This window comes from Sediminibacterium sp., from assembly GCF_019264485.1.
Lineage (GTDB): Bacteria > Bacteroidota > Bacteroidia > Chitinophagales > Chitinophagaceae > Sediminibacterium.
On record NZ_JAHVAA010000004.1, the window covers coordinates 200,731 to 215,105 of the forward strand.

At 39.8% G+C, this 14,375-nt stretch carries 16 protein-coding genes; 2 read left to right on the forward strand and 14 right to left on the reverse strand.

The window, feature by feature from the left end:
• Positions 1–28: 28 nt before the first annotated feature.
• The 12 genes from KXJ59_RS02305 to KXJ59_RS02360 form a co-directional block, all read right to left on the reverse strand.
• Positions 29–610: a DUF4136 domain-containing protein gene (locus KXJ59_RS02305; RefSeq protein WP_295200687.1), complete on the reverse strand. Its 582-nt coding sequence runs from the start codon at positions 608–610 to the stop codon at positions 29–31.
• A gap of 361 nt (positions 611–971) precedes the next feature.
• Positions 972–1,703 carry a hypothetical protein gene (locus tag KXJ59_RS02310; protein ID WP_295200689.1) on the reverse strand — a complete coding sequence of 244 codons (732 nt, stop codon included), beginning with the start codon at positions 1,701–1,703 and terminating at the stop codon, positions 972–974.
• A 25-nt stretch (positions 1,704–1,728) separates the two neighbouring features.
• On the reverse strand, positions 1,729–2,502 hold the full coding sequence (locus KXJ59_RS02315; protein ID WP_295200691.1) for a DUF4097 family beta strand repeat-containing protein: 774 nt from the start codon (positions 2,500–2,502) through the stop codon (positions 1,729–1,731).
• A gap of 98 nt (positions 2,503–2,600) precedes the next feature.
• Positions 2,601–3,377: a HEAT repeat domain-containing protein gene (locus KXJ59_RS02320; RefSeq protein WP_295200693.1), complete on the reverse strand. Its 777-nt coding sequence runs from the start codon at positions 3,375–3,377 to the stop codon at positions 2,601–2,603.
• Entirely contained in the window at positions 3,374–3,928 is a 555-nt protein-coding gene (locus KXJ59_RS02325; protein WP_295200696.1) for an RNA polymerase sigma factor, read from the reverse strand. The genes KXJ59_RS02320 and KXJ59_RS02325 overlap by 4 nt, the downstream gene beginning before the upstream one ends.
• 287 nt (positions 3,929–4,215) lie before the next feature.
• Positions 4,216–5,004: a hypothetical protein gene (locus KXJ59_RS02330; protein ID WP_295200697.1), complete on the reverse strand. Its 789-nt coding sequence runs from the start codon at positions 5,002–5,004 to the stop codon at positions 4,216–4,218.
• Positions 5,001–5,384: a hypothetical protein gene (locus tag KXJ59_RS02335; RefSeq protein ID WP_295200699.1), complete on the reverse strand. Its 384-nt coding sequence runs from the start codon at positions 5,382–5,384 to the stop codon at positions 5,001–5,003. The genes KXJ59_RS02330 and KXJ59_RS02335 overlap by 4 nt, the downstream gene beginning before the upstream one ends.
• Entirely contained in the window at positions 5,374–5,808 is a 435-nt protein-coding gene (locus KXJ59_RS02340; RefSeq protein ID WP_295200701.1) for a hypothetical protein, read from the reverse strand. Before KXJ59_RS02340 ends, KXJ59_RS02335 begins: the two co-directional genes overlap by 11 nt.
• A 149-nt stretch (positions 5,809–5,957) precedes the next feature.
• Complete coding sequence (locus tag KXJ59_RS02345; protein WP_295200703.1) at positions 5,958–6,548, reverse strand: peptidylprolyl isomerase; 591 nt, start codon at positions 6,546–6,548, stop codon at positions 5,958–5,960.
• A gap of 2 nt (positions 6,549–6,550) precedes the next feature.
• A complete protein-coding gene (locus KXJ59_RS02350; RefSeq protein ID WP_295200705.1) occupies positions 6,551–7,687 on the reverse strand; it encodes an esterase-like activity of phytase family protein in 1,137 nt (378 codons plus the stop codon).
• Between the two features lie 69 nt (positions 7,688–7,756).
• Positions 7,757–8,551, reverse strand: a complete 795-nt coding sequence (locus KXJ59_RS02355) for an alpha/beta hydrolase (RefSeq protein WP_295200706.1) — start codon at positions 8,549–8,551, stop codon at positions 7,757–7,759.
• A gap of 154 nt (positions 8,552–8,705) precedes the next feature.
• Positions 8,706–9,821, reverse strand: coding sequence for a DUF2911 domain-containing protein (locus KXJ59_RS02360; protein ID WP_295200708.1), 1,116 nt, complete (start codon positions 9,819–9,821; stop codon positions 8,706–8,708).
• 361 nt (positions 9,822–10,182) lie between these two features.
• Between KXJ59_RS02360 and KXJ59_RS02365 the strand changes: the two genes are divergently transcribed.
• On the forward strand, positions 10,183–11,085 hold the full coding sequence (locus KXJ59_RS02365) for a histidine kinase (RefSeq protein ID WP_295200710.1): 903 nt from the start codon (positions 10,183–10,185) through the stop codon (positions 11,083–11,085).
• 13 nt (positions 11,086–11,098) lie between these two features.
• A complete protein-coding gene (locus KXJ59_RS02370; protein WP_295200712.1) occupies positions 11,099–11,830 on the forward strand; it encodes a LytTR family DNA-binding domain-containing protein in 732 nt (243 codons plus the stop codon).
• 110 nt (positions 11,831–11,940) lie between these two features.
• Here the strand turns inward: KXJ59_RS02370 and KXJ59_RS02375 are convergent, their stop codons facing one another.
• Positions 11,941–12,549: a response regulator transcription factor gene (locus tag KXJ59_RS02375; RefSeq protein ID WP_295200714.1), complete on the reverse strand. Its 609-nt coding sequence runs from the start codon at positions 12,547–12,549 to the stop codon at positions 11,941–11,943.
• Positions 12,546–14,366, reverse strand: a complete 1,821-nt coding sequence (locus tag KXJ59_RS02380) for a 7TM diverse intracellular signaling domain-containing protein (protein WP_295200717.1) — start codon at positions 14,364–14,366, stop codon at positions 12,546–12,548. The genes KXJ59_RS02375 and KXJ59_RS02380 overlap by 4 nt, the downstream gene beginning before the upstream one ends.
• Positions 14,367–14,375 lie beyond the last annotated feature (9 nt).

A 14,375-nucleotide genomic window follows, 5' to 3' on the forward strand; every position in this document is an offset into this window, starting at 1 on the left:
ATGAGAACGGGGAGTTTACGCAGAGATTTTATCTCGTGAGTTTGGCTACGATGGCTTTTACTTTGCTATCAATTTGTTTATCGGTTAATTTTCTACCCGACATTTCAGAAGTGGTCCAGCCCTGCCAGATGGTCTTATCGGTATCGGCATCCATCAGCGTTAAGGTCAGGGTTCCTTCTTTGATTTTCTCTGTGTCTTCATCATAACCCATAAACTGTGAAGGATAAAATACCGGTACCCATCTGCGGCTGTTCGGGTTAAAGAACCAGCGTGTAAATGATTGTGAGTAAACGGGTGTTGTTACTTTTTTATTTCCCTCTTCAATCATTACATCATATACCAGGTACACGTCCGGATTTTTCTTCACTTCTTTCCAGCCCTTTTCCATCAGGTTTTTATCAATCGCCTGACGAATTTTTCTGTTTGTGAGGTCATCGTTTCTGGTTTGTGTTGCGGCTGTTTCTTTATTCGCCTGTGTGGTTACCCAGCTATAGGTTTTAATGCTGCTGAAATCTACATCGGCATCCTTCTGCACATAGGCTGTTCTTCCACAACTTACCAGTACGATGGCGGTCATAATGGTGACGGCCAACCATTCTATCTTTTTCATACGATGCTATTTTATTTATCAGGATTGTTTACACTGATATATATCCAATCATCGTGCCTGTAAATGCAAAAAACAACCTAAATATTTGTCAAGTTGGCGTTAAAAAAATGCTGTTTGTTGGTTTGTTGAAGGTTTAAAATGAGGGAAGATTTTTTTAACCACAGAGTTGCACGGAGTGACACAGAGGTAGTATTATACTCTCTAAACACCGGTACAACAAGGTAACCCTCTGTGTAACTCTGTGCCGCACTCCGTGCAACTCTGTGGTTAAACTATATAAAACAAGTAAAGCCGCTTTTTTAAGCGGCTTTAGGATACACATGAGAACTATTACTGTCTGTAGAAACAGTTGGTAATGGATTTATTGCAATGATTTTCTCAGGTAGAGATTACCATAGGTTGATTTGAGTGAGTAGGCCGGACCCTTACCCAATGCTGTTGTTATAGATGTATAAAAATCTTTCTCTTCCTTGTCTGTAATATTCAGGGAAAGGTTTGAATAGATCTGTCCGTAATGTGTGGTAGCCGATAATTTACCTGTTGAACTTTCATTCACAGAAGCATCTATACCGCCATATGTTGCATCAACTTTTATGGGTGCATTGTAGTTTACCAGTTCCACTATCCCATATTTTGCTTTTACAAAAGTAGAAAGCTGGCTTTGCGGTACTTTTACCTCGAGTGTGATTTCCATTTCAACCCCTTCAGAATATGATCTTGCTCCTTTGAGGTCTACAGTCATTGTTTTAAAATCTTCTTTTGAAGTATACACTGTTTTTTTGCCTTCGTGAATCACCGTATATCTTTTCGGGAGTTTGTCCAGATCCTTGATGATGTTCTTAATGGAAAGTGTATTGCCATTGGTGGTTTCAATCAGTTGAAAAGCATCATTATTCTCTCCGTTGTTAATACTTACTGTTGCGGTAATGGAAACTTCTGCTTTATCCCAGGTGCTAATCTTAACAACGCGTGGGTAGTCGAAAGAAAGTTCCAGTTCCTGACCGGCTTTTACCGGATAAGTTTTGGTAATAGTTTGCTGTGCCTGTAATGCGTACAATGAAATGCAGCATAACAGGGTCAATATTGATTTCATGACCATTGTTTGAAATGATGGATGATTAGTTTGATTTGCGCAGGTAAACCTTGCCATAGCTGGATGTGAGTGTCATATCCACTCCACCGCCATTCAGTTTTCCTTTGATATGGTTATCGCTGTAGCTAACCATATCGCCCGAGCCTGATTTTTCAATATCAATTTTGAAATCTGAAGAAGCAAGTATCTCTCCCCATGATGTATTCATTTTGAGATTGGCTTTTGTTGCGGGCGACATTGACACATCTACATAACCATATACAGAGACCAATGAAACAGGTCCTTTGATGTTCTGACCAAATTTCACATCTACTCCTCCATATACAGATTTTACAGTAAGTGGACCCGTTACATTTTCAAGGTCAACTTTATTGTATTGAACCGATACTTCAATTTCGCTTTCAATATTTTTGAATGTGGCGGTACCATGGCCCATCACTTTACTAAATGAATAAGAAATAGAAATGCCTTTGGGTACTTTAATTTTAATCTTGTCTCCTCCTTTACCTACCTGACTCACTTCCACTGTTGTGCCTTTGTCTGCCACATTAATACCCAGACCGGTATTATCCTGTAAACCGGATGCGCTTACGGGGCGAAGGCCTTTGGCTCTTTCATCTTCCTCACCAGCTCTTTCGCGGCCAGTAAAGATAATTTCGTTGCCATCATAACCTTCTACGGTTACACCGGGTGTGCTGATGATGAGTTTACCGGTTGACTTTGCCAGTTTGTATTCCTGTGCGAATGAGGTAGCTGTTACCAACAACGCTATGATTGTGCTGAATATGATCTTTTTCATGTTCTGTTTCAGATTTTTATGTTTTTGAGATGGGGGTTTCCGGAAGGGTATCGTCATGCATGAACCGATTGGTTCCGGATTTTTGTTTATGTTGATTTTTATGATCCTAATGTTAATATGCTTGAATAGGCCCGGTCTTTTACTGCTTCATTGGTATTGGCATCTTTTACGAGCTTCTCCAGTTCACTCAGAATACTTGTTTGTTTCATTTTGGTGAGAACCTGTATCAGTTCAACCTGTACCATCGGGTCGTTTTGTTTTTTCAGGGAAGCAGTGAGTTGCTTTTTTACATAAGGTTCACGGTGAAATTTTGCCAGTGCTTCCAGTGCTGCAAGCCTGACATTGGTATTGGGATCGCCATTCATCGTAGTTAAGAGTGCATCTACAATTTCCCTGTCGGCATTTTTCATGTCGTATGCTTTCATGGCAGCGGCAATACGGGTACTGGCAGATTCCATATTGTTAAGGCTGGCGAAAAGTATTTCTTTACGCTGGTCTTGTTTAGTTGCTGCAAAAGCCGCTGTTGATACAGGCTCCTGTTCGCTTGATTCTGGCCCTCTTGTTTCTTCTACTTGTTTCCCTGTTTCCTGTTCCCTTGTTTCCTTCGCCTGTGGTTTAACACCTGCCAGTATTTGCTGACCGGCGTTTGTGGTATCAAGGTTCATCCACCAGATACCAATACCGGCTATAACAATTACACAGGCCGCTGCCGCCCAGCGAATGGTTTTAAAAGAAATAACAATTCCCTTTTTTGCAGGAGCTGCTTCCGCATGACCCATTCTCTGCTGAATTCGCGACAAAACATCTGCTCCTGGAATACGGTCGTCGAAGGACTGTCTGTTTTCTTCTATAAATTTTTCAAGTTCTGTTTTCATGAGTCACCTCCTTTTGTAAGGCTTTTCAATATTTTTTGTTTTGACCGGTGGTATTGTATCCTCACGTTATTGTAGGATATACCCAGCATGGTCGCTATTTCTTCCTGCGGTATATTTTCAAACAGGTAGAGTTGTACAATGGTGCGGTACGAATCGGGCAATTCTTCAATGGCTCTTTTCACTTCTTCCACTTTATAACTGAATTGCGCCTCATCAATACTTTCCTCTTCTGCAAATCCTGTTTTAGTATCATCAAGTTCCACCATTCTCAGTTTCTGTTTGCGCATCCAGGAAATAGACTGGTTGATGGCAATTCTTTTGATCCAGGCCCTGAATCCTCCCGTGTTTTCAAATTTGTGTATGGCCTGAAAAGCCGACACAAATGCTTCCTGTAACAGGTCCTCCGCTTCTCCGGTATGTGGCACCAGCCGGAAAATGGTATTGTACACTTCTTTGGAATGTTGATGGTACAGTTGTGTGAAAGCAGACGTATCGCCCCTTTTACACCTTTCAACCACTTCATCGTGTTTTATTGTGAAAACCTGTTCCAAATCTGTTTGCCTGAGTACTTGTAGTTATCTAATCGCAGTATCTTTCTCTATGTTACACAATTTACCGGCATTTTTTTTGCCCATAAAAAAGGGCGGTCTTTTCAGACCGCCCTTTTCTTTCACCCGGAATGAATTCCGCGGCAGGGTATTTTTTCCTTTGGGTGGTAAGTTGCGCTTTAGCCGAAGCCAGCTCCTCTTTCAAACCCTCGGATTCTCCTTTTCATTATAAATTACCCAAACCTTGCCCCGGCTTTAAATCCGGGGCAAGAGATTATATTCATATTGGGTTAGTATTTTTTCTTTTCCCGTATTTCCAGCACTTCTTTTTTAAGCGGTGCAAGCTCATTGGGATCGAGATGGTTCCAGGATGTGTTGAACACCTGTTTGTAATAATCCTGTAATGCTTCAATCATAGGGTTAATAACACCCGGATCGCGGCTGAAACCTACATTATAACTTCTTTCCAAAGTATTGTAAACCGGGGCTATATACACTTGTTTTTGTTTCAGCGGAATACTCTTGGCCCAGAGTTTTTCTTTGGTCAGGGGTTCTGCTGCCACCAGGTTTACTTTACCTGAGAGGATAAAGAATCCGGTATATTTATAGGCCGTTCTGTATGTGGCATATCTTCCTTTTCCTGATACATATTCAGAATATGAATTCCAGTTTACATTGGAGCCATTGATATCAAAATCAATCTCCACCTGTAAAAGCAGGTCACTTTCCTTTTTATCGTTGTATACTACCTGATCGTAGTATTCGAAAGGTCCACGAACAGAATATCCTTTTGCTGTTAGTGATTCATTATAATCAGCAGCCATGGCTTTTGAAAAATCACTGAATATTTTATAGTTGGAATAGGCAAATTTTTCCTGATAGGCCGGATCTACCAGCAGGAACACTACCTGTGCCGATTTTGCAGGTGCTTTTTCAGGTGGCGCATAATCGTAATCAGGTGCTTTTATAGTTGGCACGGGTGGTGGCGCGGCCACTTTGGGTCCTGAGCTGGCAATATATAGAGCAGCATAAGCCATTACTACTAAGGATGCCAGCAAGTTGGTTTTTTTGTTTCTCATATCAGTTCAGATTTATGTAGGATATATACGTTAAAAAATGCCATTTGGTACATCAGCAGATCTATCCAGTCGCCCGTACCCTGTATCCAGCCCATCCACTGCATTAATTCAGTAGCGTTTATGAGCAACCACAATAACCATTTCCACAAAAGCGGAATCTGGTTCCAGCCCTTCCATAGCCATACAAAACAGCTCCAGAGTGAAACGCACCATAAATAATCGGGTATCCATCCTGATCCGGGCAAAGAACTTGTTTCTTTGGTCTGATAGAACCAGGTTTCAAATAACACAGGGTATTTTCTTCCCTTCAGGTAAATACATGTTCCAAGGATCAGCGGCACAATGATGAGCCCCATCCTTGTATATGTTTTACTCTTCACGTTCGAGCTCCTCTGTATTAATGCGATCGTCAAATGAAATCACTACATAGTTTTCCGATTTCAATTTGGCAATCAGGTCGTTTTTATATTCAAGGATCTCATCGAGTGAAGCAAAGAGTTTAGGCGACTTCCAGGTTTGTGTTACTTTATTGATGAAATAGCCCTGCTTTTCAAATTTTTTCTTGAAATGCCCTACAGAACGCGTTGCCACTGAACTGTAAAAGTCTTTTGCTTTATAAATACCGCTGATGATGGCAAACTTTTTATAATGCGCAGACCCTTTAGGATTGCATTCGATACAGGTGGTAGAAAGGTACATATACCCATAACCGCCGCTTGTATCGGCAAATTTGTCGACCTGAACCTGCTTAGTGGTATCGCTTTCCTGTGCAAAAAGAGCTGCGTTGCACAACGCAAACAACATGATTAACAGAAATAAACGTATCCGAAATCCCCCTGTATGCATTATAGTAAAATTAGGCTACTGTTAACTTACAAAAAATACCTGAAAATGAGTAGTTTATAAAGGTTTTTTTACCAATAGTCGATACACCTTGGGCCATGAACCATGGTCTATTGCCTTTTAATATTATAAATGGCCACCGGTGGGTCAAGGTATTGATTCCGGTCGTTTTGCATATATATTTTTCTCACTACACTCATTCCTTTGATCACTTTTCCAAAGGCAGCATAGCCAAGTTTGTCTTCTACATTTTCTCCACCCTCATCCAAACCCGGCTGGTCATCAATACAAATAAAAAATTCACAGTTAGCGGTGCCGGGTGCCAACCTTGCTACAGATATTACACCATCCTTGTGTTTTACACCCGTTGTTCCTGTGCTCTCATGCGCAATGCCCCTAATACTTCTTGCCTTCTCGTTTTTTGTGCGCCATAACCCCCCCTGTAAAATTTCTGTTTTGGGTGCATTCGATGGCTGGTTGTTCATATTTAATACCCGGTAGAACGAGGTGTTTTCATAAAAGCCCGCTTCTACATAACTTAAAAATGCGCCGGCGGTTTTGGGTGCTTTGTCTATATACAGTTCAATTTCAATCTCGCCATATTTTGTTTCAATGACCACCACAGGATTTCCTTTGTTGCTTTTCTCGGCGCAACTAACAATGGAAAAAAAAGCAAATAAAAATAAAAGATAGCGATGCATAATTATTCGTTCACTTCAAATAAAAAGAGTTGTGTTTTTTCCAGTGGAGAAAAATTATTGTCGGCAATCATCCACAAAGTTCTTTTTCCATTGGGCAGGGTTGGACCAAAACTCATGCCTTCCACATTATCGGTATAGATACCCAGCTCATCTAAGTTCAACAATAATTTTTTCTGCAGAGGTTTAAGAACGGGCTGTTGTATGAGCGAAGTTATTTCTTTTATATCCTGTGCTTCATTCAGGTCGACCAAAAATATTTTAATGGTACAGGCCAGTCTTCCTGTTGAAAACGATCTTTCCATCACGAGTAATTTGTTATCGCCTGCAGAAAGAATATCCGGTATTCCATTCACCATAAAACTCCCTGCCGGATTTGGTGCATAAGCAACAGGATCTAGTTTATAGGCGTACTGTGCCTCGTTTTTTCCATTACCAGTATTAAAGGAATAAATACGTACCCATGCATCATTGGCTACTGCTGCCGCCTGTGGGCCGTCTTCATATCTTGGTTCTTCCAGGCTTACATACAGTTTTTTATAGTCGGGTGAAAAAGATGCTCCTTCCAAGACCCCGTTTCGTCTCGGACCATTTTCTGTTTTTTGCATTTGCAAGCCGCTGGGTAAGTCAAATGTCCGGATATGTTTGCCTGATGGATGAATAAAATAAATCGCAGGATCCTGTATGATACTATCTTTTGCATTGATCAGTCTTTCTCCTTCGCTTGTCCAAACCAGTTCTTTTGTTTTTGGATTATATCGGATGGATTCCGGATCTGGTGTTAGTGAAGGGTTTTCTTTTACAGCAGGGTAGGTTTTTCCGTTGGGTTGTAAAAGATTGATTGCTTCTTGGAAAATAACTGTATCAATTCTTTTTTCTGAATAAGCAATATTGATACGATAATAACGCGCAGGTTGCCGTTCTGATCTGTCATCGCTGATGGTATAAAAACTATTGGAGCCTGCATCATAGTCAATACCCGATAAGCCCCCTACTGTTGTTTCTTTAAAACGGAAATCATGGGGTATGGTGTATACATCAATTAGTTTAAGTGATGTTGGTGGATTTAACTGCATTGTTTTTTTGGCAGTACCACAGGAACCAACAATTGCCATAAAGGCGATAAGAATAAACTGTTTCAACTATTTGCTTTTATATGACGCTAGAGATAACAGAGGAATGATGAATATTGAATAATGAATGTTGAAGTACTATTCTTTATTTTTCTTCAGTTTCTTTTTATGTGAGAAAACCCAGGGCAATAATTTAGGTTCTGCAAAAGCATTAGTCCAGCTGTTGTGCCCAACGCCGGGATATTCTGAATAGGTAATATCTGTAGCGCCGGCTGTCATCAGTGCTTTATATAATTCGCGGTTGGGTTCTGGTGAAACTACGGGGTCTTTTTCGCCATGAAAAATCCACATAGGAACCTCTTTTGCTTTTTGAACGAGCAAAGGAATATCGGCCACTCCACAAATAGGAAAAGCGGCTGCAAAATAATCGGGGTAACGAATGAGCATATCGTAGCTGCCAAACGCGCCCATGGAGAGTCCACCGAGGTAAACCTGTCTTTCGAGGATATGGCGGTTGAGTAACATACTATCCATCAATGCTTTTACCAGTTGTTGTTCTATGGGTGGTTCAGATTCTGAGTCGCTGCCGGCAAATTTTCCATCTACCCTTTTAAATTTCGACCATGATTTATTGGTGGGGCACTGCGGGAAGATGACGATGCTTTTAAAATATTTTCTGTTCTCTGGTTTCAGGAATAATGCCGCTCCATGCGTTAGTTGCGCCGCATTGTCATTGCCTCTTTCGCCTGCACCGTGTAAAAACATGACCAGCGGATAGGCCCTGTTCTTTTTATATTTTTCGGGGTAGAGGATGCGATAACGGAGGGTATCATTTCCCCGGATAAAAAGTTTAGACTGATAGGCCGATAGGTCCTGTGCTTTTAGCTGAGAAGAAAACATTAGAACCACCAGCAAATACAGGATGTTTTTCATATGGACTCGTTTGATTAAATATACAAACATCCTGTTAGTTGTTATCAAATTTTACAACAGGTGTCGTTATCCATACAAAAACACCATCGCTATATTTAATATCCGCCTTTTCTTCTCTATAAAAGCGGGTAATCAAACCCTCTACCATCCCGGCTCAATTAATATCTTTTCCTGCTTTTAGTTTTTCAATCATAGCCTGAACAGCTTGCTTATTGTTATCATTGGGTGCCAGCGGTAAGGCTTTTGTTGCATATTCCAGAGCTTTTGCGTAATCGCCATTTGCAGACAATCCCCTTGCCATACCTGTTAGTGTTATAAACTGATCCGGGGTTCTTTTATAATTATACTCAAAAACCTCCATAGCAGCTTTGTATTTTTTGCTGGTCAATAGTTGCCGGCCCAATTGCTGTAACTGGCCAACATTACCATGTGGCAATGCGCTTTGAATAACTGTTGACGATTGATCAGATTTACCCAGTTTTTCAAGAAGACCCGCCCTGGTTACCAGTGCCGTAAATGAAGCGGGGTCACCTGGAAAATTAGCTCCTGTTGCGGTGGTAGCCCATTCAAGCCCCTTCTCCAATTGATAATTATTTTGCAGACACCAGTTTGCGGCAATGGTTAATCCCTGCGAAGTAAATCCACCGGGATTTTGAGATTGGGTGACGAAAGCATCAAATTGCTGTTTTAAATAATCTACTTCAACTTTAAACGATAATGACTGTTTTTCCCAGTAAAGACCAATTACTGCCGAATTGGCTGTTTGTTTGGTAAACTCGTACTTGAGATGTTCTATACTGTTGTCAACAGGTTGTGGTTTTACTTTTACACGCAATGCATCGTCTTTCTCATGGTAGAAAAATGAACCCCATGCGTCATTTTTTTTTGAAAAAATGATGATGCTTTCAGATGGATCGTAAGCAATGAAAAAACCATATTTTCCTTTAGGCAGGTTTTGTCCTTCTATTTTTACATCATTATCAAATTCTATAATGGTGTTTTCGTTGGAACCAGCCCTCCATGGAGCAGGGTTGCGGCTACCAAATCCCAGATCCACAAAACCATTATGAACGATTCCTCCCCAAATTTTTCCTTCGCGTCCATTTACAGCAGGCCGATGATATGAAATAGCAATTGTTGTGAGACCAACCTGTTCGGTAACACTTGCTTTTTTTGTATAACCATTGGGTGCCGCTGTATTATAAGGAACCTGTGCCAACAAATGGGTGTTCAGGTAAATAGAGAGCAGGAAGAACACTACTTTTTTCATGCGTTTATGGTGTTTGTTTGTTTTTTTATGCTGCAACCTAAATCAACAAGACAAATCATTTTTTACAACGGGACGAACAGGCGTTTTACCGTACATACACTTTTTCACCCTTAATGCGTTCCAATAAAAAAAGGACGAAATACCTTTTTTAAGGACAGAATTTTTATGATCCGACTAAAGCGGCAGTTATATTTGAGGAAATGAACCAGACTTGGATGCAATAAATAAATGGAAACCGGAAAACATACTATTGTATAAGCGATGGGTCTGGCATTTTTTGTTTTGGCTGGGCTATGTTTTATACCGCTTCTGGGCTTATTACATTACCGTAACCTATTACAACGGTGTTTACCTCGAATACATGTTGCTTTCTGAAATTGCATTTATCGGATGCACCTATTTTACCATATGGCTTTACAAGCTTTTCTTTTCCTCCAGAAAGTACCTTACTTATTTTCTGATTGGCATTTGCAGTTGGGTATTTTATCTGGTAGGAAAAACAGCTTTTCAGTTTTATTATTTACAAGAAGAACCCAGCTTTCAGAACAATCGTTTTTTAGATGTTATTTTAAATAATATCGCTTTTTTAGTTGCCTATTTTTTATTTCTTACTTTTTGTAAATACTTTAAAGATGGATACATCAGGCAGCATTTTGAAGCTGAGAAGAAGCAACAACAATTAACGGCGGAAGTCAACAATTTAAAATCGCAGATTGCGCCTCATTTTCTTTTCAATACACTCAATAACCTATATGGTCTTTCAGTAGAAAAGTCTGACAAATTACCAGACCTCATGCTTCGTTTGTCTGATCTGCTCAGACACTCCTTATACGAAACACAAAAACCGTTAGTCCCAGTAAACGACGAAATCGATATACTTAAAAGTTATATTAAGCTTGAAAGTATACGGTTGGAAGATGATTTAAAATTAGATTTCAACTCTACTATACCTGAAAAGTCAGAATACCTGATTGCACCTTTAATTTTGATAGTATTTATTGAGAACGCCTTCAAGCATGCCAGATTCGTTGATTCCGGGCCCGTTATAATTTGGATTAGTACAACCCTTGACGATAATTTGTTTACGTTGATGATTGAAAATAATTACAATACGCAAAGAAAAGATTCGGCAAATGGCATAGGTCTTATCAATGTTATGCGAAGACTGGAAGTACTTTATCCAAATCAACAACACCTGCTAACAATATCCAGGGGTGAGGTTTTTTATACTGTTATCTTACAACTGCAATTGAGCAAATATTAAAACCTTAGATCGAATGGAGCCTGAAAAATATACTTGTCTGGTAGTTGATGACGAACCAATCGCAAGAAAAATTATTATGGGTTACATTCATCAAATGCCATTGCTGCAATTGGGTGCTGAGTGTATTAACGCATTGAGTGCTATTGATTATTTAAGAGCAAACAATAATATTACTATCATCTTTCTCGATATTAATATGCCTAATTTGTCTGGCTTTGAGTTTTTAAAAATCTTACAACCACAGCAACCCGTTATTTTTACCACTGCCTATCCAGAATATGCAGTAGAGAGTTACGAACTAAATGCGGTTGATTATTTGCTGAAACCCTTTTCGTTTGTTCGATTTACCAAAGCCGTATACAAAGCAATAGATATAATCAAAAAAGATACCAAAATTTTATTTGATCAGATAAATGATAACAGGAAAATTGTATTCATTAAATCAGATGGCAAAAATTACCCTGTTTATATAGATGATATTTTGTATTGCGAAGCAATGAAGAACTATACTATGGTCTTTTTAAAAAATGAACAAAAGTTTATGCCCCTTATTTCGCTTTCTAAATTTGAAACATTATTGGCTGAGGCTGGTGGAGACTTTATACAAATTCATCGTTCTTTTTTGATATCCAAACGACATATTTCAGCTATTTCCCCAAATAATGTGACCATAAACTCTTTCGAAATTCCTATTGGAGTTCAATTCAGAGAGCGGTTCTTTAAACTGATTGGAATGAAAGATTAGTAAAAGCGTTCCCTTCTTCGGGTTTACCAATCAAGAAAATTCTGAGATTTAGAAACTCGAATTCGGGAATAGATGCCTGTTCATTATCTCAAAACTTCTTTTACCCTCTTTTACAACTGATGCTGCTGCGCATACAAAACCATCATCGCCGTATTTTTCAGATCCAGTTTTCTCAGGATATTTCTACGGTGGGTATCAACCGTATAAGTACTCAGGAATAATTTATTGGCAATCTCATGACTGGTTAGTCCCTGCCTGATTAATTGTATGATTTCTTTTTCTCTTTTACTCAACACATCAGCCTCTGGTTTATGCGCAGGTTTTTCTGCCGACCACATAAATACCGTTGTTCCGGAAATAGCATCTTCCACAGCCGATAATAATTCGTCGGAAGAAAGATTTTTTATGAGATAACCCATTACACCCACGGTTTTACACTGGTATATGATATCATTATCGTTTTCCATACTCAGCATGAGTATGATGGCAGACGGATTTTCCCTGATGATCTCCATGGCCACATCAACCCCTTTACCATCGGGTAAATGGTAATCGAGCAATAATACTTCTGGTTTCTTTTCTTTGTATAATTCAATGGTATCTTTCGCCGTATGCGCCTGACCCACCCATTGCAGCCAGCCAATTTCTTTGGTAACACTTTGAATGCCTTCTGCAAAAATCTTATGATCATCTGCAATAGCGATGGTAACTTTTTTCATGCGTTTTCTTTTTCCATGAATATTTCTATAATCACGGTTGTGCCCCTGTGACTACTGTCTATATTTATCTTACCTTCCATATACTGCACCCTTTGTCTGATACTTTTCCATCCTATGCCCTCCTCTTTTCCTGCCTCAAAACCCTTTCCATTATCTTCTACCAGCAATGTAAGTCTTTGCTTTTTTTCTTCTTCCCAAATTTCAATATTTACTTCTGTAGCGTCAGCATGTTTTTTAATATTGTGCATCAGCTCCAATACAATCCGGTACAACGCCGCTTCCGTTCGTAATGGATACCTCTGTTTAATTGAACTGTTATAATGCACTTTTAACTCGTCGCCCATATTCCATCGGGCTACCGCCTTTTCCAGTACCCGGTCCAGACCCTGTTCCTGCAACTGTACCGGCATTAGGTCATGTGCAATATTTCTCAGATCGGTTACTGCCAGATCCAGTTGCTCTGCAATCCATTCCTGCTCTGCCGGATAAGGCTTTAGCCGGTGGTGCGCGCCCATCCTGATACCGCCAAGCAATCCTCCCAAACCATCATGCAATTCTCTTGCCAGTCTGTTTCTTTCCTCTTCCTGTGTTTGAATGATTTTATCCGCCGCGGCTCTTTTTTCTTTTTCCAGTGCCTGCATTGCCTGCTCTTTCTCTCTTTTATAAAAATTATAACGCTGTGTTAAACCAAAGGAGAGAATGGTACTCTCTCCCAAAAAACCTACCGGCGATCCGTACATATTGGCATAAAACATCCAGTCGCTTCCGATATTGTATTGCGACAGCAAAAGCAATACAATATAAATACTGAAAAAACAGAACGCTATCAGAAAAAAAAGGGATAATTGTTTCTGTGTTTTGTATCCTTTCCAGATAAAGAGAATGATAATACCCAGTGCCAGCAGCCAGATAATATTCATGGTGGTCAGGTAACCATAACGCAACAAAGGACCGCTACTCGGAATATCTGTTAGTAATAATCCTATGCTTGATACCAACAGCAGTATTTGCAACAGGCGTATGGCTTTCGTATAATGTCTTTGTGTATTGGGTATGGTAAAAAAACGTGCTGTGAGTTCCAGTAAAAAGATATAAGAGATATTGGAAAAAAACGGTCTTGACTTGCTCGTAAAAGAAGGCAGATCGGGCCAGAAATTCCTGAAACCTATACCCCATTGCGATATGATCCAGCATACAGAGAATGCTACATACAAACTATAAAACAGGTGAATATGATCTTTTAATGATATCCAGAGAAATGAGTTTAATAACAAAAGCAGAATAACCCAGCCAATAAAAATGCCATTAAAAAAATTACGGTCCGATAAATAAGGAGCCAGTGATCTTTCTGTCACCAGCCGCAAGGGGACATTAAGTGACTCTCCTTTTTTATCGATACGCATCAGATAAGTATGAACAGCGGGTTTTACAGGGTACCAGAAATCAGGATCATCCAATATTCTCTGTTCATATGGATAGTAATCGCCCGATTTATATACCTCTTCCCATTTTCCCCCTTGCTGCTCATAGATACGGATATCATTAATATGCGGATTGGCAATCTGTATCCAGCTATCCTCTGTAGGTTCAGTTCTTACCATTACCCACCATGCCTGTTTGGTAAACCCCGCATTAAAAAAACCATCCTTTATTTTTTCATTTCGTTCCTGCAGAGATTGTACTGCTTTTTCAGGTGTATAGCCTGTTGAATCGGGTGCGACAAGAAATACTGGTTTATTGAAATAGCGACTGAAATTGGTGAGTTGGAAGGACCCCAATAACATAAAGAAAAAAAACAGGATCGATCCTGTGACCAACAGCGGTAT

Excerpts from the sequence above, each read along its gene's own strand:
- KXJ59_RS02370 (WP_295200712.1), top strand. The coding sequence starts at position 11,099 with ATGGAGCCTGAAAAATATACTTGTCTGGTAGTTGATGACGAACCAATC.
- KXJ59_RS02355 (WP_295200706.1), bottom strand. The coding sequence starts at position 8,551 with ATGAAAAACATCCTGTATTTGCTGGTGGTTCTAATGTTTTCTTCTCAG.
- KXJ59_RS02375 (WP_295200714.1), bottom strand. The coding sequence starts at position 12,549 with ATGAAAAAAGTTACCATCGCTATTGCAGATGATCATAAGATTTTTGCA.
- KXJ59_RS02340 (WP_295200701.1), bottom strand. The coding sequence starts at position 5,808 with ATGTTGTTTGCGTTGTGCAACGCAGCTCTTTTTGCACAGGAAAGCGAT.
- KXJ59_RS02360 (WP_295200708.1), bottom strand. The coding sequence starts at position 9,821 with ATGAAAAAAGTAGTGTTCTTCCTGCTCTCTATTTACCTGAACACCCAT.
- KXJ59_RS02345 (WP_295200703.1), bottom strand. The coding sequence starts at position 6,548 with ATGCATCGCTATCTTTTATTTTTATTTGCTTTTTTTTCCATTGTTAGT.
- KXJ59_RS02330 (WP_295200697.1), bottom strand. The coding sequence starts at position 5,004 with ATGAGAAACAAAAAAACCAACTTGCTGGCATCCTTAGTAGTAATGGCT.
- KXJ59_RS02320 (WP_295200693.1), bottom strand. The coding sequence starts at position 3,377 with ATGAAAACAGAACTTGAAAAATTTATAGAAGAAAACAGACAGTCCTTC.
- KXJ59_RS02310 (WP_295200689.1), bottom strand. The coding sequence starts at position 1,703 with ATGAAATCAATATTGACCCTGTTATGCTGCATTTCATTGTACGCATTA.
- KXJ59_RS02315 (WP_295200691.1), bottom strand. The coding sequence starts at position 2,502 with ATGAAAAAGATCATATTCAGCACAATCATAGCGTTGTTGGTAACAGCT.
- KXJ59_RS02305 (WP_295200687.1), bottom strand. The coding sequence starts at position 610 with ATGAAAAAGATAGAATGGTTGGCCGTCACCATTATGACCGCCATCGTA.
- KXJ59_RS02365 (WP_295200710.1), top strand. The coding sequence starts at position 10,183 with ATGTTGCTTTCTGAAATTGCATTTATCGGATGCACCTATTTTACCATA.